Annotated in this window: 17 protein-coding genes; 3 read left to right on the forward strand and 14 right to left on the reverse strand. The window is 57.8% G+C overall.

What is annotated here, in order from left to right; all coding sequences use genetic code 11:
* Positions 1-93 precede the first annotated feature (93 nt).
* Positions 94-327 carry a helix-turn-helix domain-containing protein gene (locus tag AC0L2V_RS22805; protein WP_473521251.1) on the reverse strand — a complete coding sequence of 78 codons (234 nt, stop codon included), beginning with the start codon at positions 325-327 and terminating at the stop codon, positions 94-96.
* A gap of 116 nt (positions 328-443) precedes the next feature.
* Here AC0L2V_RS22805 and AC0L2V_RS22810 point away from each other — a divergent pair, with 116 nt between their 5' ends.
* On the forward strand, positions 444-725 hold the full coding sequence (locus AC0L2V_RS22810) for a DNA -binding domain-containing protein (RefSeq protein ID WP_473521252.1): 282 nt from the start codon (positions 444-446) through the stop codon (positions 723-725).
* A gap of 320 nt (positions 726-1,045) precedes the next feature.
* Here the strand turns inward: AC0L2V_RS22810 and AC0L2V_RS22815 are convergent, their stop codons facing one another.
* The 3 genes from AC0L2V_RS22815 to AC0L2V_RS22825 form a co-directional block, all read right to left on the reverse strand.
* Positions 1,046-1,768 (reverse strand): LuxR family transcriptional regulator, encoded by a 723-nt coding sequence (locus AC0L2V_RS22815; RefSeq protein WP_473521314.1) that lies wholly within the window; start codon positions 1,766-1,768, stop codon positions 1,046-1,048.
* Between the two features lie 384 nt (positions 1,769-2,152).
* Complete coding sequence (locus AC0L2V_RS22820; RefSeq protein WP_473521253.1) at positions 2,153-5,767, reverse strand: DEAD/DEAH box helicase; 3,615 nt, start codon at positions 5,765-5,767, stop codon at positions 2,153-2,155.
* Positions 5,768-5,769: 2 nt separating this feature from the next.
* Positions 5,770-6,702, reverse strand: a complete 933-nt coding sequence (locus tag AC0L2V_RS22825) for a ParB N-terminal domain-containing protein (protein WP_473521254.1) — start codon at positions 6,700-6,702, stop codon at positions 5,770-5,772.
* A gap of 2,463 nt (positions 6,703-9,165) precedes the next feature.
* On the opposite strand from AC0L2V_RS22825, the gene AC0L2V_RS22830 reads away from it, so the two are divergent.
* Positions 9,166-11,610 (forward strand): GcvT family protein, encoded by a 2,445-nt coding sequence (locus AC0L2V_RS22830; RefSeq protein ID WP_473521255.1) that lies wholly within the window; start codon positions 9,166-9,168, stop codon positions 11,608-11,610.
* Between the two features lie 765 nt (positions 11,611-12,375).
* On the opposite strand, the gene AC0L2V_RS22835 is transcribed toward AC0L2V_RS22830, so the two are convergent.
* The 3 genes from AC0L2V_RS22835 to AC0L2V_RS22845 all read right to left on the reverse strand — a co-directional run bounded on the left by AC0L2V_RS22835 (position 12,376) and on the right by AC0L2V_RS22845 (position 15,384).
* Positions 12,376-13,113, reverse strand: coding sequence for a class I SAM-dependent DNA methyltransferase (locus AC0L2V_RS22835; protein WP_473521256.1), 738 nt, complete (start codon positions 13,111-13,113; stop codon positions 12,376-12,378).
* A gap of 103 nt (positions 13,114-13,216) precedes the next feature.
* Entirely contained in the window at positions 13,217-13,639 is a 423-nt protein-coding gene (locus AC0L2V_RS22840; RefSeq protein ID WP_473521257.1) for an SET domain-containing protein-lysine N-methyltransferase, read from the reverse strand.
* Positions 13,640-15,156: 1,517 nt separating this feature from the next.
* Positions 15,157-15,384, reverse strand: coding sequence for a helix-turn-helix domain-containing protein (locus AC0L2V_RS22845; RefSeq protein WP_473521258.1), 228 nt, complete (start codon positions 15,382-15,384; stop codon positions 15,157-15,159).
* 116 nt (positions 15,385-15,500) lie between these two features.
* Here AC0L2V_RS22845 and AC0L2V_RS22850 point away from each other — a divergent pair, with 116 nt between their 5' ends.
* Positions 15,501-15,782, forward strand: coding sequence for a hypothetical protein (locus AC0L2V_RS22850; protein WP_473521259.1), 282 nt, complete (start codon positions 15,501-15,503; stop codon positions 15,780-15,782).
* Positions 15,783-15,806: 24 nt separating this feature from the next.
* Here AC0L2V_RS22850 and AC0L2V_RS22855 read toward each other — a convergent pair whose 3' ends face one another.
* The 7 genes from AC0L2V_RS22855 to AC0L2V_RS22885 form a co-directional block, all read right to left on the reverse strand.
* A complete protein-coding gene (locus tag AC0L2V_RS22855; protein WP_473521260.1) occupies positions 15,807-16,232 on the reverse strand; it encodes a DUF2285 domain-containing protein in 426 nt (141 codons plus the stop codon).
* On the reverse strand, positions 16,126-16,611 hold the full coding sequence (locus tag AC0L2V_RS22860; protein ID WP_473521261.1) for a transcriptional regulator domain-containing protein: 486 nt from the start codon (positions 16,609-16,611) through the stop codon (positions 16,126-16,128). The genes AC0L2V_RS22855 and AC0L2V_RS22860 overlap by 107 nt, the downstream gene beginning before the upstream one ends.
* 24 nt (positions 16,612-16,635) lie before the next feature.
* Positions 16,636-17,268, reverse strand: a complete 633-nt coding sequence (locus tag AC0L2V_RS22865; protein ID WP_473521262.1) for an acyl-homoserine-lactone synthase — start codon at positions 17,266-17,268, stop codon at positions 16,636-16,638.
* 85 nt (positions 17,269-17,353) lie between these two features.
* A complete protein-coding gene (locus tag AC0L2V_RS22870; protein ID WP_473521263.1) occupies positions 17,354-18,079 on the reverse strand; it encodes a LuxR family transcriptional regulator in 726 nt (241 codons plus the stop codon).
* Positions 18,080-18,347: 268 nt separating this feature from the next.
* Positions 18,348-19,754, reverse strand: coding sequence for an aminotransferase (locus AC0L2V_RS22875; protein ID WP_473521264.1), 1,407 nt, complete (start codon positions 19,752-19,754; stop codon positions 18,348-18,350).
* 160 nt (positions 19,755-19,914) lie between these two features.
* Positions 19,915-20,412: an Lrp/AsnC family transcriptional regulator gene (locus AC0L2V_RS22880; protein ID WP_473521265.1), complete on the reverse strand. Its 498-nt coding sequence runs from the start codon at positions 20,410-20,412 to the stop codon at positions 19,915-19,917.
* 223 nt (positions 20,413-20,635) lie between these two features.
* Positions 20,636-22,180: a fumarate hydratase gene (locus tag AC0L2V_RS22885; protein ID WP_473521266.1), complete on the reverse strand. Its 1,545-nt coding sequence runs from the start codon at positions 22,178-22,180 to the stop codon at positions 20,636-20,638.

The following is a 22,180-nucleotide window of genomic DNA, read 5'->3' on the forward strand; positions in this document are numbered from 1 at the left end:
GGCGCGAGCTGGATGGCTGAGACGCCTGAGATTGCCGAAGAAAACCGGGGCTGGTCCGCCCAACCGCGGCTCCGGGAGGCGCGCCGTCGCCAGCTATGACCGCAGGCTCAACAGAATCTCGCACGGGTCAGCGTCAAGCACTGCAGTTACGTCGAGAAACTCAATGACATCGAGACGCCGCTCTCCACCCTCAAACTTGGCCACGAAAGATTGCGGCCGACCAAGTTTTTCAGCTACCTGCGTCTGGGTCAGGCCTTTGGCCTTGCGCAGCGATATCAGCTGGTCCAGAAACCGCTGGTGGCGGGGAGAGCGAAGAGATTTGGGCATGTAGGCGAACCGGTCAGGTAAAGACCGGCTCAGCCACTAATCCCGGTTCCGGATTATCCCATTTTGGGATATGCTGTCTTGAATCCAGCGATCAACATGCGAGGTTCGCGGCAGACATGAATCGATCAACGGGAACAGATGGGACTCAAAGCTCAACACTGCGCGACGAAGTCCCCTGGTCAGACAGCATCACGAGCTACGACAGGCAGCATTCCACCATTTACCTGCGCATCCTCGACGCCTGCGCCGACAATGCCAGCGTAGAGGAAATGGCCGAACTCATTCTCGGCATCGACCCCGTCCTTGAACCGGTGCGCGCTCGCAAGGCTGTTCGCAGCCATATCGATCGGGCGAACTGGATGGTAACGACCGGCTACAAGGAACTGTTCGGCGGCTGACGCACAGCTGGAACTGTCACCTTTTCAGGGCAAGGAACTCACGACAGTCCCCATTTCTGAGCGCACGGCCGGAGAGACGCGCCGAATGCGGTCGCTGAGGTGATCGCCAGGATCCGAACAGTCGGCGTGGACCCGACTTCCCCGATCAGCACTTCAGCGATCTCGCGATGTGAAGGTCCGGCGAGCGATCCGTCGATGCCCCGAAGAACGACGTTCAATCGGGTCCAGGTTTTCGGCGGAAACAGGGGGCAGGCAGCACAAGTGCATTGAGGCACTGAGCGCCAACAGGCGACGCTTCAACGCCGCCCCGCACCGTGAAGCTAACTTGTCAGTGAACCGAAACCCGAACGGGCCAGGCGCCCAATTGCCTGCCGGGTGGTCGTCACACCAAGCTTCCGGCGAGCGTTGCCCAGATGAAAGGCGGCGGTGCGCTGCGTGATCCCCAGGATGCAGCCGATCTCCCAATCGGACTTGCCTTGTGCTGCCCACTGCAGGCACTCATACTCCCGCGGCGTCAGCAAGACACCATCGATCATTCGATGGGCGGATAATTTGCGGCGAACGAACATATGAAAACAGGTCGCTATATACGGGAGACCTTCTTCGTGGCGTTCTGCGGCGCGAAAAACGGCGTCGGGCTTGTCAGCGGCAAACGTTATCGCAGCAAAATTCCCTCGGCGGTCGATAATCGGGATCGTCATGCCGCAGCAGATGCCAAACTGAGCCGCTTCTTCGAAAACCTGAGCCCCTGCAGCCTCCTCGCCGCTCAGATCGGATCCCCAACGAAAGGGGCATCCGCCGCCGCGTGCACGCACAATGACGGGGTCAACACTCTGATACTGGTTCTCAAGATAACGTGCTGTCCAGGGCGCCGGATAATTCGAGATCAGCGTGGGTTTGCCATCAGACCGCAGGGGCAAGGAGAGATAAGCAAAAGCGAGCAGATCGAGTCCAGAGGCGACATCGGCCAGGGCGCTGCGGAGATCAGCCTCATCGACGCTTACTGAAAGCCGTTCCAAGAATCTCTCGAAGACAGTCTGCATCTCTGCCCTTTTCAGCTCCTTCCCTTGGCTCTCCGGCAACGTGTCATTTGAAAGGGGACGGGGCGGAAGAAGGTCCATAACGCTCTTGCGAGAGCATTGCCGCCAACTGCGCCAGCCGGCGTCAGTGGCGTCAGAATTCGCCCAAAGTGAACTGCTTGCATATATCTTTTGCCCCGTCCTAATCGGGATTGTATTCCCCGACCGGATCTCAAATCCCTACCTCGTTGTAGACGCTCGAGCCCAACCTGAGGAAATCCCTTGCGGGTTCGGCCGCCCGCGTGAAGGGGCTCCATTCGGTCGAAAGCTCGATACCTTGTTTGATCCTTTAGTTTAACCGGACGACTCTAAACTTCGATCGCCTAACACGTCTTTTCGTGCAGGTGTTCAGTCCGCGGCGAAGATACGGGAAACCGTCGCACCTCTCGGACGCACAGTAAGCTCGAAATCATCTCGACTGGATCTGGGAAACGAAATTCCTTCTCTCCCTACATTCCTGGCCAGGATGAAACCGGCTGGGTCCAACCAATTTATTGCGTCGTCCGAACGTATTGGAATGACCGAGTAGCGTCTGTTCCTACCATCGGTCCCTACGAGCTGAGCCGCATCCGGCTCCTCGTCGAAGAGATCGTTATCACTTCGCGGAATGCTTCGTTGCCATTCCAGAAATCGTTGGGGATCTATTTTGTTTTCCGCATCGACGTTGTAGTTCTCCAACGCTAGCCACTGCTCAAACTCAATCCTCCGGGCAGCTGCGCCGTCACGGGTTTTCGCGAGCCCCTGAGCCAGGGCAAAGGCGATAAAGGGATCGAGCGTTCCCCAGCGCAGCAACTCGCGCGCCCAGAAAGCGAACCAGGGTAAACCCGTTGTAACCCGCCAATCCTCAAGTGAGGGCACGGCCAGCGGATTGTCGGCGCCGGTCGACCATGCTTGTGCCACCACCGCGCCTATGACAGTCCCAAGACGAAACTCCAAATTGTCGGCGACAAAACGCTGCCAGCTGCGAAGAGAGACGGGATCGGGTGCTGGAGCATCAGGGCCTTGTAGCCACCACGCGAGTACGCCTGTCCAGTCAGCCAGTAGCCGCTGGTCGGTTTGCGTCTGGCGGACCCTGAAGCCGTACCCGCGATCGTCAGCAATGAGTTTTCCTATCTCTTCGAACACTTGCAAACGGTCATCTTCATCGGCGTCGCCGTATCCGACCGCGTTGGCCAAAAGCTGTATTATTTGAGGAGCGATGCGTTCGAAACGGCGCCCAACGTAGGGCGTGAAGCCATATCGATAGAGGCGCTCGCGTTCCTCACCGTCGGGATAGATGGTCTCAATAATCGCGCGGCCTCGACGAATGAACGCATTCTCCATCCAGGCCTCCTGGACTGCGGCAACGTTGGCAAAGGTCCGCTGCCACAGCGAGATCAAATATGCTTCGGCCTGGGGGCCGTCCATCTCGTCCACTGCCCCGTGAGTAAGCTCTTCCAGCGCGGTCAGAAGAAAACCGTCGAGCTCATCTACGCTGTCAGCCAGCCGGGCCCTTGCCGTCGATGCTGCGACACCGGCATTGGCGCTTATGACCTCAGGAGTTATCGCGTCGAGCCAATCAAGGAATTCGTCTTCGTCAATACCAATAGCGGCGGCCCGCTCAGCGATGGCCGTCAGTAACAAAGCTAAAGGGCTTTGCACGGCTGCTGCTTGTCGTTCGTCGCGCAGGACGTTGGCCAAGAGGGTATCATACTCAGCCTGCAATTCTCTTCGTTGTCGCCGCTGCAACTCCTGTTGCGATGCAGTCGCAACAGAATTTGCCTGAGGGATGGCAATAAGGGTCATGCCTTCCATTCCACGGGAGGCACCTGGTCTTCCGGCCCTGCCGGCAAGGTTTCGGAATTCCGCCGTCGAAAGGGGCGTTACGAGCCGTCGATTGGTTGTGGTGTCGAAAGTTCCTCGTTTCAATGAGGTTAGGAAAATGATGTCGAACGGAAGATTGACACCTTCAGTCAGCGTAGCTGTCGCGACGGTGATCGGACAGATCCGCTTTTCGATAAGCTCGACCATTAATCGCCTGAGTCGCTGTGGCATCTGCCCGTGGCTTGTTGCAATGCCTTTGTCGAGCAAGGCAACTTCGAAGGATCCGGCACCGCAATAATCGGCTGCTGCGGCGCGCGTTTCCCGAAAAAGATCCAGCGCAGGACCGGCGGGCACTGCGAAGGGCGGAATGTTTGCCCACTGGGGAAGCTGTAGAGCCTCGACATACCAACCCATGGTCTGCTCAGGCTCCTGCATCACCGAGATCAAGATGCGCCGGTCGGTATCCACCAGGTGGAGGGCCGTCCAGAGGACACTCGTCTCGTTGTATCTATAAAGACTTTGCCGCATCGGCCGGGGAAGTTGGGGCATGATCGGTGTGCGCAACGGCAGATAAACGGGAGCGTCGCGTCCGCGCACGAACAGAGGTTTTCCGTTCATGACATCAAGCACTATCTGGTCGGATCCATTCGGGGTCGTCTCCAGAACGCCGATCAACTGGCGAGTGCTGCGATAGCGAGTGCCAATCGCAGTGGCGTCGCTCCTCTTTTCGATCCACCTGGCCACCGGGAGCGCTGCGCCGCCGGCAACGGCAGTAAGGGCGATACGAACGATATCGGGCGCACGTGCCAACAGGCGGGAAACGAAGCTTTCGAGCCTGATGGCGCGATTGCTGTGCTCTGCTAGATCTGCCCTCGTCCGAGCATCGTTCTCGGCGACGACCTGATGCGCTTCATCAATGATGAGAAGACGCAGTCGTGCGATCAAGAGTGGCCCAACATATCGCATCAAGGCCTCCGCCTTTTCGACGGTCGCAACGAGGACGGTCGGTGTTTCGGCCTTGAGCCAATAGTCGGTGATTCCCCAGTCAGTACCGCCATAAAGACCTGTGACGATCATGTCGGCACCAAGCTCGCTCTTCAGCTTCGCCTCGACCTCCCCTGCCAAGGCTCTTGATGGCACCACATAAAGTGCCAGAGGCGAGGATGAGAGCCCCGCTGGGAGCAGCAATTCTTTTACGAGAGCAAGGTTCGCGACAAGCGTCTTGCCGGAGCCGGTCGGCGTACACAGAGCGAAGGAAGAATCATTCAAGAGTCGAGTTAGTCCGTCGCGCTGAGACGACCACAGAATGCCGCGGCGGCGGCTATATTGGCCGCGCGCAAAACGCGCCAGCCGCGGTGCCCGGGCCGGGTTAAGCGCGGCAAGCGCGTTCACCGGTAGGTATATCGATGCCTCGGCATAGCTGTGGGCGACTGCGCGCATAAGCGTTATCAGCAACGATGCGTCCTCGCTGAAAGTCCGGGTGGACATTTTCTCCAGCGCGTCGATCTTTTGTATCGCGCGAGCGAGGCGATCGATCTGCCCTCGCCGCAAAGCATAGGCAAGGAGGCCGAGGCTGCGGACGAGTTCGACCGTAAAGTACCATGCGATGCGCCCCTGACCATCATCCTCAAGAAGTCGTCGAGGCGCTTCGCGGTCAGTCAGATCAGTGTTTCGCTGCCAGAATGAGGCAGCGGCCGCGAGAACGTCATCGAAGTCGGCGCTTAGGAAGCTGCCATAGAGCCGTGTTCCATCGTCCTCCATGTCGATTTGCGCGAGAAGGCCGTTGGCCATGGCAGGCAGACCGCCGAGCTGAAACGCGGCGGCGGCAAACAGCTCGATCGGCGCTACAGTTCGGATTCTATCATTTGCTCGCGCCAACCATTCGAGGATCTCGCCAGCTCGCCGATAGCATTCTATTGCCCCTGGCGAAGCGCTGCCCTCAATCTGTCTGTAGATCTCGGCGACGTGCAGCAGACGCCGCGCATCGGCAAGTTCTTGAGCTGATTCCTGATTACGCCACTGGATTACAGGAACCTGCCAAGCCGTCTGAAGGCAGCGCACGAAAGAGCGGGCCTGCCTTGCGGAGAGCGTATTTTCGATTCCAATCTCTAGGCGGACCTGATTTGCGATCCCGAGGCGTTCATCATCTCTTTCGGCCACGATCAATCCTCCGCCCACAGCAGGTCATAAATCTCATCGACCAATGCAACGCCCTCATCGAGAATCAGCTCGACCACTTGCAGGTCATTGGCTGACGTATACTCTGCGGGTATCTCCTCCCATCCGATCAAAGCCGTTTGCGGCTCTCTCGTCGCCGCGCCGTCGCCGGCGATCAGAATGAGGTTCGTTCGCGGTATAGCTACCGGATTGCGCAACGCGAGCGCCCTATCGAGGGAGACGATCGCGGCCGCATGACCGTCCCGATCGCGCTCAAAGAGTAATCGTTGAAGTTGGCGCACCCCATGGGGAACGTCGAGATCGCGATTGATTTCGAACCATACGCCTCCCTTCCTTACTCTCTCTCCCGTTTTTCGGTTTCTCTTCCATTCACCGAGCATCAGGTTGTCTACGGTGCTTGCGTTGAGCGTTTCCCGCCATTTTGCCTCCCCCACGATCAATCGAGCAACGGCGCCGCCGTCGCCGGTGAGTGAGACACCGAGGAAATCGGAGCCGAAACGCCCAAAGACTGCCCGAACGCGGGCCGAGTCACGAGCAAGATCGAACAGGTACTTTTCAACGTCGGCATGGTATCGAAAGAGAAAGATCGGGATCGACCATTTGTGCTCGCCAACAAACTTGTAATGCTCGGCGACAAGTCCCGCCATGACCTCGCCGAAAAGACCGCGTCGAGCGGCCGGCGGTAGACAGCCAGGATACAGTAGCAGCGCCACAGCATCGTCGTCGTCTTCATCCGCATCCGGATGAAGATCTATCCCGATTTGTGCGGCAAAATGTTCGCGAGCGTCACGATGAGCTGACTCAAAATACGGAACGAGCTCGGCAGCGAGATTTTGATCTCTGTCGGCCCTTTCCTCGAGGAGAAGGTGGCCATAACGTTGTTCAACCGATGGATAAGGCTTCAGCCATCGGTTCAAGGCCGTAGATGGCGGTTTGCAGTCATGCATATTTGTAAAACACCCCAACTCGATAATTCGGTTCGTATATACAATAGTTGCCCCCCGAATGAAGCTCGTCCTATCTCCGAACTAAGATACAGTCACCGTTTAGACCAGTGACCAAGAAGGCAGCAGACTTTAATAGTTGGTGCGAGTCTGTACTCCGCCTGGAATAAATCTCGCAAGGGAAAGAGTAGTCCGCAAATTTGGTCTGCATGGCGCACTGTGTAACGATCACGTCATTGCACCCTAGTGTGAGAGCGTTTCGTGTAAGTCGAGTCAATCGATGCAAAATGAGTGAGTTCATCGCGCCACTGCAGGAATGCGATTCTTGTGAATAAACGGCATGTCGCATCGGACCTTTCGGAGGCTGCTACCCGGGCCAGCTCATCGTCGGCCGCAGGATCCGTCCCCGCAAGTATTTCCGCCATAGGTGCCATGCCCGTTCCCTGATCTTTGCAGAAGGTCCGGCCGTTTGAGCCCTGTAGCGCAGTGGTTGCTGCGCCTCTCATCCGTGACTCCGAGTGGTTGGCGTTATGGCATTAGATAATTTTGCAGGAGCGACGAGTGACGACGCAAAAGCACCGTATAAGCAGCATTCCTGCAAAAATGACCATAGTTTCGCAGCCTCCGATACTACAGAACTAGATCCCGTAGACATGGCGTCGCTTCTTAAGCAAAGACCAGCCGCCTGAGTTGCCTCGTGATCGTGGACTATGAGGGCGGCTGCAGTGTCCCGAAACAGGCGTCCAGTCGTCTCGCTGGGAACAGCACGCCAACGGTGACCAATGGAGGGGCCTAGCGAAGCGGGGCCGCCCGGCACCTCGATCCGCTCCATCTCCGACGGCCTATGAACGGCGACGCACGGAGCAACGCCGCGAGACACAGCAGCAGACCGGGCCAGACGTCCGGAGCGCCCGAAAGCACTCGTCGTCAATGGCGCAATTCGTGAAACGTGTGCCATTGAAAAACTGTCAAGGACAGAAGACGGATGCAAACAGCGACTGGCCGCCAACACCGCGCAACGAGTGCGGTGTGAGCGGTTAAAGGCATCGTTTGACAGCACTGTCGACTGCTTCGTTCCGTTCCAGACTTTCCTGGAGACGCGATAGCGTGGAGGGTGAATTGCAAGCCGTTCGCTTGCGTCGGGATACGCGCAGCCGATCTTCGTCGTTCAGATCGTTAGTCAAGGGATTGCCATTTAGAGCCGGGTACGTGAAGCGTCGTTGGAGCCAAGATCCTGCGTGCCAACCAAGCTCGCTGTGAGTTTTACTGACTTGAGTTTGCATGGTGTTCCTGCGAGCTCGCACAGGGGACCGATCAGGCGATTAAAGTTGCACAGTCGTCGGATCTCTGACGATGTCGGACATGAGACACAAGTCCTGTCAGAATGACTCGTTGTTCTGAAATGATTTTCTCAGTTGGCATGACACGTGCTGTCGATCTGCCAAAGCACCGCCCCGCATGGACCACTCCTATGATCACGCTCGCCGAGCATGCGTTCGCCCCCGCGACACTGAGCATTTCCGAGCCGACCCAAGAATGTGCGTTTGCTCTCCAATCGGCATCGAATAACGCCGCCACCTCAAATATTGCGAGCTTGGTTAGACGGTACAGGAAAGTTTTTGAGCACGAACGTAAATCCCACAGCAATCCCTTTGTACTCCTTCGCCGAAAAAAGCCTGAGTTTGGTGGAAAGAATGTAGTTGCGATGGCGCTCGCGCCCGACCGATCGCGCACCACCATCATCAGCAACGACAAGGACGGAACTTGGCCTTTATCCGCGATCACCAGCGGCACGGAGCAGAACACGGGCTTTCCTGATCCCTCCGTGTCCTGGACGTCCAACGGGACACGCTTGGTCTTCGCGATTAGCCGCGTGTTGACTCAACCTAATCTGGGGCTTCGAAGTTCCCACGGGCGAAGGGCGGCAGATCACCATAGCTTCCAGGCGTCGCAAATTTGTCGAACCGACGCTGGAGCGGTGGGACAAGTGAGCATTGCCGAGCGGGGCCTCGTCTACCGTTCGAGCGGGGCAGCGCGGACGGGGCGGGCGGCCCCGCCAGCGCTATCATTCACGCCCAGAGGCAGTGGCAAGTCGCCGCCCCGCGCCGATATCCGATACATGCATGGCCAAGAGTATCTTAGTCCTGGCACCGAACGGCCGCGGTCTGAAGGCTGGACTGGCGGCACCCATAGTAGACCACAAAAATCTCGAGGATGAACAGCGTCGCCCACGAGCCCGCCGTGCGGCTCTGGCCGGGCACTCTTCGCGAGGGGGGACAAGGGATAGCGATCTGCGGTGCCTCGTGGTCTCGCCAAGCTCACCTTTCATCCGGAGCTTCTGGAGGGCGCGCTCCTTTGGCTCTAGCGAGGGTGCCGAAAAGACACTGAACCGGAGCTTACAATGAGAGTCGAATTTTCCTGGTTGAGGTATCCGAAATGAAGCCACTGCCTTCCAAAGCGCGAGCTGTCATAATCGGAGGCGGCGTGTCGGGGTGCTCCGTCGCATATCACTTAGTGAAGCTGGGATGGACGGACGTGATCCTGCTCGAGCGTAAGCAACTTACGTGCGGCACGACTTGGCACGCCGCCGGATTACTCAGCGAGCTTCGCGGGTCTAGCGACATGACGAAATTGACCAAGTACTCAATGCAACTCTACTCGAGTCTGGAGGAAGATACGGGGATTGCAACCGGACTTCGCCGCGTCGGCTCATTGTCTATCGCAGCTACCCAAGAGCGCAAGCACGAGCTCTACAGGCAACTGTCTCTCGCACCCGCCCACGGCGTGGAGGCGCGAAAGATCTCTGTGCGAGAACTCGAGGGAATGTACCCTCATATCGATGTGTCTGATGTCACTGCTGCGCTTCATTTCCCTAATGACGGACAATGTGATCCAGGCAACGTCACGATGGCGCTGGCCAAAGGCGCACGTCAGCGTGGCGCCGCGATCTTTGAAGGAGTGAAGGTAGCCGGTGTTCAGGCGAGAAACGGGCGGGTGTCGAACGTGACTTGGGAGAAGGATGGCGAGCGAGGGGTAATTGAAACAGACAACGTAGTAAACTGTGCTGGTATGTGGGCACGGGAATTCGGCGCTAGAAGCGACGTCGCGGTTCCATTGCATGCGTGCGAACATTTCTACTTGGTCACAGAACCGATAAATGGACTAACTCGGCTGCCGGTCCTTCGGGTTCTTGACGAACATACGTACTACAAAGAAGATGCAGGCAGAATTCTTTTCGGGGCGGTGGAACCGGAGGCGAAACCGTGGGGCATGGACGGCATCCCGGAAAGCTTCTGCTTCGATCAGTTGCCCGAGGACTTTGCGCATTTCGAACCTATTATGGAGAAGGCTCTGAAGCGCATTCCGATGCTGGCCACAGCCGGTATTCGTACCTTCTTTAACGGGCCAGAAAGCTTCACTCCTGACGACCAATACCACTTGGGTGAAGTTCCTGATGTTAGGGGTTATTGGGTAGCATGTGGTTACAACAGTACAGGGATAGCTGCCGCAGGAGGCGCGGGCTTAGCGCTGGCTCAGTGGATGAATGACGACGAGCCGCCCTTCGACTTGTCGAGCGTGGACATCCGTCGGATGGAGCCCTTACAGAAAAACCGTTCGTACTTGAGAGAGCGGGTTTCGGAGGTAGTGGGGCTCTCCTTTGCCAACCACTTCCCCGCTCGTCAGATGACAACAGCGCGCGGCATTCGACGCTCACCAATTCACGACCATCTTAAGGCGCGCCGGGCGGTGTTCGGCGAGGCGGCGGGATGGGAGCGCGCCAACTGGTTTGCCAGGGAAGGCCAGGAGCGTGCGTACCGGTATTCCTGGTATCGCCAGAACTGGTTCGATAACCAGTGCGACGAGCATATTGCTGTGCGCGAAGGGGTCGGCTTGTTTGACTTGACATCGTTCGGAAAAATCCGAGTTGAGGGACGAGACGCTACCACCTTTCTCCAGCGGCTTTGCTCTAATAATGTCGACGTGCCGGTTGGCCGGATCGTCTATACACAAATGCTGAACGAGCGAGGCGGGATCGAGAGCAATCTGACCGTGAGTCGTCTCACGGAGACTGCTTTCCTGCTGGTCGTGTCAGCCTTCACATTACAACCCAATCTCTCTTGGCTTAGGCGGCATCTGGGCGATGAGTTCGTCGTCATAACCGATATGTCGGCGTCGGAAAGCATTCTGGCAGTGCTGGGACCGACTTCGCGCGAACTGCTCGGCAAAGTGAGTCCGAATGACTTCTCCAACGAGAACAACCCTTACGGCACCTGGCAGGAGATTGAGATCGGCATGGGTCTCGCGCGGGCCCATAGAGTGACCTGTGTCGGCGAGCTGGGCTGGGAGATCTACATTCCGAGTGACCAAGCCGCTCATGTCTTCGAAGTAATCGAGGCGGCGGGCGCCGATGTGGCACTCAAGCTGTGTGGGCTCCATGCCATCGGCTCGTGCCGCATGGAGAAGGCATGTCGCCACCTCCCCGATGACGTTGGCAGCGGGGATCACGTGCTCGAAGCGGGGCTGGGCTTCGCTGTCAAGACGGCAAAGCCTGGATATATTGGCCGCGATGCGGTGCTGAGAAAACTTGAGGCGGGACTCGACCGTCGGTTGGTTCAGTTCCGCCTTAAAGATCCTGCTCCCCTACTTCATAAGAACGAAGTTGTTTTCCGAGACGGTCGGATCGCCGGAACAATCACTTCCGGAGACTACGGGCACACGCTCGGTGGAGCCCTCGGCCTTGGCTATATACCGTGCAAAGACGAAAGTGAGGCAGCTCTGCTCTCCTCTTCATACCAGATTGAGATCGCCGGCGAATGCTTTGCCGCGGAAGTCTCCCTCGAACCGATGTATGACCCGAAGGGCGAGCGGATGCGGGGTTGACTTACGAATTCGGCCGTTCGGCATCCAGCAACGTATCGTAGTGTCGAAGCTCGCGGCCCGCGCCTAAGATATAGCCTTCTGGACCCCGAAGGCGCGGTTCACGAGCCAAGTGGTGCAGTTCGCCACGAGTTCGACTGGATTTCAGCTCGACGCGCGCGAACGCAAGGGATGGGCGTAATCTCCGGGCAAATGGAACTGCTGGCCTCTCCGTTCAATGCGATCAAGAAGAATTGTTATCATATCACTCTTCTACTCGCCGGACGGACGCCCAAGTTGGCAAGAGGTGTCGTTTACCGAAAGCGCGGTCGTCCTCGGGTCGACATGAGGCCGCCGGATAAAGGCCTTGAGAGGGATGAGCTTCCACTTTGAAGAGCAGCAATCGCGGGCGGTATGACGGAGGCAACTGAGACAGCAGACAGCAGAATGAATCGGCCCGCGTGCCCGTGGCAGTTTCGACCAGCTGTTGGGCCATGTGGTGCCCAGCATGGATGGGCGTCATGTCGGTCTTGGTCAGGTCTCTTCGATGATGCCCAGGCCGGATGGATCGATCAAACCGTTATAGGTATGCGGTTGGGCATGGCGGGGACTTAGAGCAGGGCGGCCTTGCTCGCGCGGCGAGCGTCATTTTGACCATGAGTCCACGCAAGTACCGGCCCAACGTTGAGGTATGGCCCCAGGCAGCGTGTGGCCAACCGGCGGCCCAAAGATTGGGATCGGCCAAAACTGCCGAGGCACTAAGACGAACCTTCAGGGGCAGGTCACCAACTACAAGCTGGTTCGCCGGTAAACTGAGATGTGACCTTTGGATTCATTGGTGAACGCGCCCCTCGCCCAATCCCCCCAACGCTCCGCCAGCTCCAGCCCAACGCGTTCGGCCATGGTATCGAGCTCCTGGTGATAAACGTACCGAACGCGCTGTGGTAAACGTCTGACCGATGTACCCGAAAACCAGAGGATGGTTGAAGTCAATTGCTGGTTTACTGCGTCGTGGATTACCGCATTGACAAAGGTATTCTCATGATCAACGTACGTGGTAGTAGTTTTCTGGCCGCCGACAAAACCGTCCAAGGGTGGAACACGAACTTCTACTATCACAACCCCGTTCTCTGTTAGCGCCTCCGCGGCCGATCGAAGGCAAGCTATTTGTTCTTCGCGCGTAGAGAGCAGGGTGAATGTGCTATAAACACAATAGACAAGATCGTAGCGCTGCTCTGAGCTGAAATCGGCAATGTCCCCCTTCCAGGCTTTGATCAGATCAGTACGTTTGGCGAGAAGTTTTAACATGCTCTCTGAATTGTCGATGCCTTCGACCCTGACTCCCCGCTCGCTCAACGGCACCGCTACGCGCCCATTGCCAATACCGAGCTCAAGAGCGCCCCCTCCTCTGGAAAATAGCTCGAGGAAGGCAGCAGTTTCGTCTGCCTCCGCAACTTTCCCTACTAACCTAGTATATTTTTCATACGTGGAAGCCACACTCTCGTCGTAAACAAAATCACCAGACATTCGATTCTCCAAGCCTAATATTACGAAAATGTTGTTCAACAATACAACCGGCAGTTCTCAACAAGCCAAGACGCACCTGCATCCCTGATAACCTGTTGTTCACTCAATCAACGAAGTTGATATGTTTAGGGTAATCTGGGATGTTCGTGTATGTCTGCGTTATTTCCTCGTCAACATTTATGTCTTTGATTGCTACAATGCTGGCCCATGCGCCGGATTCTTCATCACTCCAAACGGTTTCTGCATTAGGCGTCGAAGAGTGATTCACCAACGAGCCAAGTCCAAAAACAACATAACCCGTAAAAGGCGCGCTTTTCGAATTTTTTCTTCCACGTACGAAGTAATACTCCAGTATGCCTGTACGGTCTATGAGGTTTGCTTGCCGCTCGTCAAATCCCCACGTTGGAGCGCGCTCGATTATATCTCCAGCTTTGAACGGGATGTTGGCGAATAAACCGCGGCCTTTTCGTGGAACTTTCTTCACATACAGAGCGTTGCTACGATCAAAAACCCTATCGACTATCATGTGTACCTTCTTGATGCTGAGCTTGGAGCGTTCTTAGGGGCAGTCGTTGAGCTTCCGGACGCGATTCATCAGCAATGCTGACTTCAAAGAACCTCGGCGGCGTGTTGATGGTGCGCTCCGCTGCGAGGCTCACTCTTGTCGCCGCAACCTCCTCCTTCTGCCATTCCAAATCCAAGTTGCTTTCCGCCACTTTTAGTAACATCCCCCCGATAACGGGCATCCCTTCCACTAAGGAACACATCGGTGGGAGGTTCTCCGTGAGCGAACATAGCTTTTTCTTAACCTCGTCATACCTACCAATATGCGTGGGTGACGTTAGCTGCCGACCTCGGCTCTTACGGCTCGTTCCAACCAACCCGCTTCACGTGTCTTGGCCAAGGCTTGGACCACGTGCTCGAATGGGAACGACCGGCGATGGCATCAAAAGACGCCTTGGAAACGAGAGCGAGCTCTGGTTGAACCGCTGGCATTTGCCATTCTGGCCTGAGGCGATCGGATCGGCCGATCGAACCAAGCGAGTTCATTGGACTTCTAGCTTCCGATCGCAAGGTGCTCATCATCTACAAGGAGGTGCATCACCCGGCCAACAGGCGAGCCACGTCGCGGTTCTGACACCCTTGTTGAGCAAGACGCTGGTGGTCGGCGCAAGGTCGGGAGTGTGAGAGGTGCGACTCCAAAGCCTCGCAGTTCGCGATGGTATCTTGCACGCCGGGGTCGAGCGGGACGTTCCCGCCAACCTTGGGGATGGCTCGATCGCTTGAATAATTCTTTAAGCGGAGCCAAAAGTGGATGTGTCTTCGGTCAGTCCGCTCGCCGGCGGTGAGCGCATCATTTCGGTGACTAACCTCAAGAGGCGACGAGGCGGTCCGCCGGAGGCACATCGCCTCAAGTCAGCGACCTACACGCGACGCATGCCCAAAGCCTGAGCGTTGCCCAGGTCGAAAGATTGCGCCAAGTGCCTTGGCGATCATGCCGAGCCCTGGACGACCGGCACGAGTACAGGCGAGCCCTTGCGTCTCGGGGGCGCTCGGCTTCATGCTCGCAGCCGAGCCGAACCCCACCGCGGCGCAGATACTCGGCACCCTCAAGACTATGGCGCAGCCGCTCCCGGGCGCCACCATGAACGGCTGAACGACTGCGGCTTCGGAGTGATGTGGCTCGGAGCCCCGGGTCGATGCAGCTCCGCGCCAGCGATAGACCGGCACGGAGAGAGGACTCGGAGCGGCCACGCAGTCGCGCTCTTGCAAGAGACTGCGGATCGGTCGCCCATGTGATCGCGAGGATCATTCCAGTCCGACTGGACGCGACATTCGCCGAATAGCGCCTCAGCGACGGCGGGAGGTTTCCAGCGAGTGATCCGTCGAGCGCACGAAGAAAGGTCGTCGGGCCGCGTCTTCAGTAGCCGAAAGGCTGCGCCCGTCGGCGGTGAGCCGGATGACTGAGACGCCTGAGCTTGCCGAAGAACGCAGACTGATCCACGACAGACGGACCGCTTCGTGAACCCGCGCCAGCTATGATCATAGGCTCAACAGAATCTCGCACGGATCAGCGTCAAGTGCCATAGTTACGTCGAGAAACTCAATGACATCGAGACGCCGCTCTCCACCCTCATACTTGGCCACGAAGGATTGCGGACGGCCAAGCTTCTCGGCTACCTGCGCCTGGGTCATGCCTTTGGCGTTGCGCAGCGATATCAACTGGGCCAGAAATCGCTGGTGGCGGGCAGATCGAAGTGATTTGGGCATGTAGGCGAACCGGTCAGGTAAAGACCGGCTCAGCCACTAATCCCGGTTCCGGATTATCCCATTTTGGGATATGCTGTCTTGAATCCAGCTATCAACATGCGAGGTTCGCGGCAGAGATGAATCGATCGACGGGAACAGATGGGACTGAAAGCTCGACACTGCTCGACGATGTCCCCTGGTCAGACAGCATTACGAGCTACGACAGGCAACATCGCACCATTTACCTGCGCATCCTCGACGCCTGCGCCTACAATGCCAGCATAGAGGAAATGGCCGATCGCATTCTCGGCATCGACCCGATCCTTGAACCGGTCCGCGCTCGCAAGGCTGTTCGCAGCCATATCGACCGTGCGAATTGGATGGTGACGACCGGCAGCAAGCACCTGTTCGGCGGCTGAATACGGCGCGGATTGCCACGCCTTTCAGAGGAGAAAGTCCAGGTACCCGCCATTCATCAGCGCCCGGCCACGAGCGACGGCGCGGCGGATGCGATCGCGCAGGTGATCGCGAGGATCGTTCCAGTCGGAGTGGACGCGCCCTTCTCCGATCAGCGCCTCCGCAATCTCGCGGTGGGATGCTCCAGCGAGCGACCCGTCGAGGGCGCGAAGAACGAAGGTCAATCGGGCTTCGCGTCTTTCGGGCGGAAACAGGCGGGCGGGCAGTTGTCCATCGAGACAAAGGGCATTGAGGCACTCGAGCCCCCACAAGCGATGTTTCAAAAGTTCTGGGGGCCAAATCGCCTCAGCACGCAGGCAAGCTGGCCGAAGGATATCCGCACCCGAAACTGCGAGTTGGAGGCCATGCTCCGCATTGCGAAGATGGACGTGCTGGCTCTCGTCGGGCCTCAACAGGACTGTCGCTCGACATGACAATCCCGCCAGTTCGAACGGCGATTCGGTTGGCGATGCAGACGGCTGTTCCGCGAAGACCGGCAAAACATGGGCGCACCGGCGCGGACACCAGAACACGACCGCAGTGCGTGCGTGAGACTGGGCGAAACAAAACACCCCAGCGCGAGAGATCGCCGGCGGAACTGATCACGTCGACAAGGGCTCCACGAGACAGTGTATTGGCCTGCTGGCGCGCAGCGAGCAGATCAAGCCGGAATGCCGGGTTGCGACGCAAGAACTCCCAAGCCCAGCCACCCGACGTCAATTGAGTGGTGCAGTCATAGGAGCAGTGATCCTGCCAGTCCTGATCGGCATCTGGCGCGACAGATATGGGCATGACCGTGCGCCCCGCCGCGCGTAATTATGCCACCCGGCGAAGCACAGGCGCCCACAGCACCGGACCGCCAATGCCACCGTTTTGCCGCACCGCCTGGAGTATCTTTTCCGACACCTCTAAATAGCCGGCCAGCGCTCGGGTGACGCCAACGGTTTGCGGCTCTCCGATTCGCTCAAGCGGCCAGCCTGCGCGACGAAGTATGCGCTCCATGCGCAAGTCGGTGACCGTCACGATATGGCTGAGCTGGCGCGAGAGGCCCAACTCGATCATGCCGGCGAAGAGTTCGTAGGTGGCGATCGCAATGCCGCCCGCTCCCTTCGGTGCGGACGAAGCAATGTCGAGCGCGAAGCGGCTGCTTTCCCATATGCTCGGGTGCTCAGGTGCCGTCTTTCCCTCCAACAGCATGGGGAAGGTGTCGCGAAGCATAGTCGGCCCTGTGGAGGGCAGGAGGCGCACGCAACCCTCTACCCGACCCTCGAAACCGCGCAGCAACAGGTAGTGAGGTCTCAACGAGTCAAAGGAATCGATCTCGTAGCCGCCATTTCCTCTCACCTCCCAGTCGAGCCTCTCTTTGAAGACGCGGTAGCGAAGGCGATGCATTGCATGCAGGTTGTCGGCAAAGTCCTCGTAGCAGTCTGGTGAAATCAGCTGGATCATCAAAGGCCTCCTCGCGGGGAATCTCCCCGGTATTGGAGGCGAAGCTTGACGCTTGCGCTGCCTGTGCAACTGCACAGCTAGACTGTCAGTGATGCGAAGATTTCGAATTGACGAATCGCGCAACCAACTGGCTTCTGGTCGTGACGCCGAGCTTCCTACGGGCGTTATCGAGATGAAACGCGGCCGTGCGCCGCGTGATCCCAAGGATGCAGCCGATCTCCCAGGCCGTCTTGCCACGTGCTGCCCATTGCAGGCACTCGTATTCGCGCGCCGTCAAGGGCACACCGTCAACGATTCGGTCAGCGGACAGTTTTCGTCGAACGAACGTGTGAAAGCAGGTCGCGACGTAAGGAAGATCGTCTTCATAGTGTTCCGCGACGCGGAAAAATGCAGGATCGCGCTTGTCAGCGGCAAAGGTCATCGCCGCAAAATTGCCTAGGAGATCGATAATGGGGATCGTCAAACCACAGCAGATGCCGAATTGCGCGGCTTCGTCAAAGACCCTCTGCTCAGCTTCTGATGGCTCAACACCCGGTAGTGCAGAGCCCCATCGAAATGGGCATCCGCCGACGCGGGCACGCACGATAACGGGATCGATGCTCTGGTACTGGTGCTCAAGATAGCGCGCTGTCCAGGGCGCCGGATAGTTTGAGATCAGCGTGGGCTTGTCACCTGGCCGCGGCGGCAGCGAGAGGTAGGCGAAGGCGAGCAGGTCGAATTGTGAGCTCACATAGGCCAAGGCGCTGTGGAAATCGACTTCATCGACACCGTCCGAAAGCTGTTCCAAAAATCGTTCGAAGACAGATTGCATGTCTGCCCTTGTCGGCGCTTTCCTTTGGTCTTCGGCAACTTGCTCGCAGGTGGCAGCAAGTCCAGGTGCTCGGCATCACAAGCGTTTCTTGGCGTGCATATTGTTCTTCTCAACAGCCATTCACTGGCGCGATGCGATTGACATGCAACGTCTCAGAAATACGCCCTGCCGGCTGGGAGGTGCACCGGCAGGGCTCGCCGCGCAGCGCCCGCGTCAAATGGGAGGACCGGACAACAGCGGCAATAAAGTATTTGGCGCTGACAAAGATTTATACGGCCCCTTCCGCCTTCAAGGCGCGGAACGTCGCGTCAACTGACTTCGCCGTCGCGTCGACGATGATGTCCACTTCGTTGCGGGTGATGATCAGTGGCGGGGCAAAGCCGAGGGTATCGCTGTGCGGCATGGCCCGGCCGATGACCCCGTTCTCAAGCAGAGCAGCGGCGGCCCGCACGCCAACCTGCAGCTCGGCCTCGAACGGTACGCGCGCTTTGGGATCCCCCATCAGCTCGACGCCAGAGAGGATTCCAACACCGCGAACTTCGCCGACAATGGGATGTCCCTCCAGTTCAGCTTTCATGCGGGAAAGCCAATAGGGGCCGACATCCTGGACATGTTCCAGGATGTTTCTTTCCTTGAGAACTTGAATGTTGGCAAGTGCGGCCGCCGCGCAAAGCGTATGCCCGGAATATGTCCAGCCATGGCCGAGAGGTCCATGCTTCTCGGTTCCTTCTTCCAGGACCGACCAGACGCGGTCGCCGATGATTGACCCCGAGATGGGGAGATAGGCGGAACTCACGCCCTTGGCGATGGTAACGAAATCCGGACGCATGCCGTAGAGGTGGGAACCGAATTTCTCGCCGGTTCGCGCGAAGCCGCAAACCACTTCATCGGCGATCAGAAGGATATCGTATTTATCCAGCACCTCTTGAATGGCCGTCCAGTACCCCTTTGGGGGCGGAACGATGCCGCCGGTCCCAAGTGCCGGTTCTCCGATAAAGGCAGCAACCGTATCTGGGCCCTCAGCAAGAATAAGGGCTTCAAGTTCGTCGGCGCAGCGTTTGGAGAAGGCTTCTTCGGATTCGCCCTCATGCGCCTGGCGATAGTAATGTGGGGTCGTTGTGTGGCGCACGAGATTGAAAGGTAGATCGAAAAACTTATGGAAGAATGGAAGACCTGTCAGGCTTCCGGTGACTAGGCCGGAACCGTGATAACCGCGATGCCGCGAAATGATCTTCTTCTTTTCAGGGCGACCGAGAATGTTGTTATAGTACCAGACGAGCTTGATGTTGGTCTCGTTGGCATCGGAACCGGACAGGCCAAAATAAACTCTTTGCATGTTTTGCCCGAAATATTCGACCACGGCCTCCGCCAAGCGGGCAACGGGCTCTGTGCCTTGGCTGGCATAGACATGAGCGAACGGTAGGTCGTGGGCTTGCTTCGCAATGGCGTCAGCGATCTCCGTGCATCCATATCCCATGTTGACGCAGTAGAGCCCACCGAAACCGTCGAGGCTCTTTCGGCCTTCGGTATCCCAGATGTAGACGCCTTCCGCTCCGGCCATGATCCGGTTTGGCGTCTCGCCGCGGCTGTGTTTTGCCAAATGCGTGGACGGATGAAAGACGTAGCTCCGATCCTTTTCCTGGACTTGCTTGGTTCCCAGATTGGTCAGGCTCATTGTCGCTCTCCCGTTGATCGCCCGGCGGAAACACTCCGTTCCGCTCATCGAAGGCTGACTATACCGACGGTCCCACTTCACGTTCCACGGCAATGTACGTCCGTGGCCGATGAATTCACGGAAGTTGCTTCAAACTCCGTCGAAAACACAGGCTCGGAACTCACCGTTGTCTCGGCGCGGACAAGGGAATGGGCGAATTGGATTTTACCGATTTCGTCACAATGAGGCTGTAATATTGGTCGATCCCGAGTCCAACCTGCAGCAAACCCTCCATGAATTCCTGGTAGGCAGCCATAGACGGAGAAGCAACGCGCATCAGGTAATCGATCCGGCCCCCGATCGCCCAGCAGTCCAAAATTTCGGAGATGCCCTGAATTGCCGTCTCAAAGTGTCTTTGGTCTTCGAGCCGGTGACGTTCCAGCACGATCTCCACCATAACGAAAATCACGCCCCCGGTGAGGGATGGACTCAGCCGCGCGTAATAGCCTTCAACAACCCCTGTTGTTTCGAGTATGCGCAGCCGCTCCGAGCAAGCCGACGCGGACAGATGGACGCGCTTCGCAAGTTCGCTTTTTGATATCCGACCGTGTGCCTGAAGCTCCGCCAGGATTCGAAGGTCCCAAGCGTCCAGGCGGACTGTGTTGAGTTTCGACTTCATAGCGTTGCCGGGCTAAGTATGGCTTTACGTTTAGTCTGCTTGGTTCCGGCGCCAGTTGCATCCATGGTCCGGTCGTGCCAGCCTAGCGTTGCCTTCGTCGCAGGCGATGCTGGTGTAGACATAAGCCCATGCGCACAGCTTGCCCAAAACGAAAACAAAGCTCTCAGCGCTCTTTCATAGTCTGTGTGTAACCAAGGCAGTACGGGCTGGCAAACCGGAATAATTAGACTCCGATGTTGCGCGCGATAGTATCGGCAGCCATGCGCTTACGCCACTCGAGTGGCCCTGAATTGTGAATGGAGTTTCCTTCAACATCGACGGCCATGATGACCGGCATGTCCTGCACCTCGAATTCATGGATGGCTTCCATGCCCAAGTCGTCAAAGGCCACGATCCGCGCCCTCTTGATCGATTTTGAAATCAGGTACGCAGCCCCGCCCACTGCGATGAGATAGGGCGTCTTGTGTCTGACAATCGATTCAATAGCGGTTGGCCCCCTCTCCGCTTTGCCGACCATCGCAAATAGCCCCGTCGCGGCGAGCATTTTTTCAGTGAAACTATCCATCCGGCTGGACGTTGTTGGGCCAGCCGGCCCGACGACCTCATCCCTGATCGCGCGGACGGGTCCGACGTAATAGATCACGCGCCCCCGCAGATCGACGGGAAGCGGCTCGCCGGCATCGATCAAATCGACCATCCGCTTATGGGCGGCGTCACGACCGGTCAGGATCTTTCCGGACAAAAGGAGAGTCTCCCCGCAGCGCCATGATGCCGTCTGTTCCTTTGTGAGCGCATCAAGGTTGACCCGCTGGACCTTGGCCGTGAGCAAGTCCTCATTTCCGATCTGTGGCCATTCAGAAAGGTCGGGCGGTTGCAGCTGGACCGGCCCTGTGCCGTCCAGTTTAAACGTTAGGTGCCGGTTGGCGGCGCATTGCGGAATCAGGGCGACTGGCTTGGACGCGGCGTGGGTAGGATAGGTTGCAACCTTGACGTCTACGACTGTTGTCAGGCCACCCAGGCCTTGGGCGCCGATGCCTAGCCCATTAATTCGCTCATAAAGCTCGATCCGCAGTGCCTCCTCTGCGTTCGAGGGCCCTCTGGCGGTCAGTTCCGAGATGTCGATGGGCTCGTTCATGGCCTCCTTGGCCAGCAGCATAGCCTTTTCAGAGCTGCCACCGATGCCGACCGAGATCAGGCCAGGTGGGCACCATCCGCTGCCAAGCGTCGAAACGGTGTCGACCACCCAGTCGGCAACCGACGCGCTGGGGTTAAGGGTGGTGAAGCGCGCCTTGTTTTCCGACCCGCCCCCTTTTGCCGCGATGGTGATTTCAATCCGGTTACCAGGCACCAGTTCGACGTGGACGACCGCCGGCGTGTTGTCACGCGTGTTCACCCGTCGGCCAAGCGGATCCGAGACGATCGATGGTCGGAGGGGATTGTCGGGGTCGAGATATGCTTGGCGAACGCCCCTATTCACGAGGTCGGCGAAACTCGCCGCTGATTTAATGCGGACCCCCATGCCAATCTTTGCAAAGACCACCACAAGACCGGTATCCTGGCAGATCGGGCGCCGTCCGAAGCCCGCCATGCGCGAGTTCAGCAAAATCTGCCCGATAGCATTCTTCGCCGACGGGCTCTGTTCGCGCGCATATGCCTGCGAAAGAGACCGGATATAGTCTGGAGGATGGTAGTACGAGATATACTGAAGGGCGTCGGCGACGCTCCTTGTGATGTCCTTGCCAGCAATGATCCGCGATCTATTTCCCAC

It is taken from the genome of Mesorhizobium sp. WSM4814, from assembly GCF_055811595.1.

Coding starts and splice junctions, on each gene's coding strand:
- AC0L2V_RS22840 (WP_473521257.1), bottom strand. CDS start 13,639: ATGATAGTCGATAGGGTTTTTGATCGTAGCAACGCTCTGTATGTGAAG.
- AC0L2V_RS22870 (WP_473521263.1), bottom strand. CDS start 18,079: ATGCAATCTGTCTTCGAACGATTTTTGGAACAGCTTTCGGACGGTGTC.
- AC0L2V_RS22865 (WP_473521262.1), bottom strand. CDS start 17,268: ATGATCCAGCTGATTTCACCAGACTGCTACGAGGACTTTGCCGACAAC.
- AC0L2V_RS22860 (WP_473521261.1), bottom strand. CDS start 16,611: ATGCCCATATCTGTCGCGCCAGATGCCGATCAGGACTGGCAGGATCAC.
- AC0L2V_RS22875 (WP_473521264.1), bottom strand. CDS start 19,754: ATGAGCCTGACCAATCTGGGAACCAAGCAAGTCCAGGAAAAGGATCGG.
- AC0L2V_RS22805 (WP_473521251.1), bottom strand. CDS start 327: ATGCCCAAATCTCTTCGCTCTCCCCGCCACCAGCGGTTTCTGGACCAG.
- AC0L2V_RS22815 (WP_473521314.1), bottom strand. CDS start 1,768: ATGCAGACTGTCTTCGAGAGATTCTTGGAACGGCTTTCAGTAAGCGTC.
- AC0L2V_RS22810 (WP_473521252.1), top strand. CDS start 444: ATGAATCGATCAACGGGAACAGATGGGACTCAAAGCTCAACACTGCGC.
- AC0L2V_RS22850 (WP_473521259.1), top strand. CDS start 15,501: ATGAATCGATCGACGGGAACAGATGGGACTGAAAGCTCGACACTGCTC.
- AC0L2V_RS22880 (WP_473521265.1), bottom strand. CDS start 20,412: ATGAAGTCGAAACTCAACACAGTCCGCCTGGACGCTTGGGACCTTCGA.
- AC0L2V_RS22835 (WP_473521256.1), bottom strand. CDS start 13,113: ATGTCTGGTGATTTTGTTTACGACGAGAGTGTGGCTTCCACGTATGAA.
- AC0L2V_RS22830 (WP_473521255.1), top strand. CDS start 9,166: ATGAAGCCACTGCCTTCCAAAGCGCGAGCTGTCATAATCGGAGGCGGC.
- AC0L2V_RS22845 (WP_473521258.1), bottom strand. CDS start 15,384: ATGCCCAAATCACTTCGATCTGCCCGCCACCAGCGATTTCTGGCCCAG.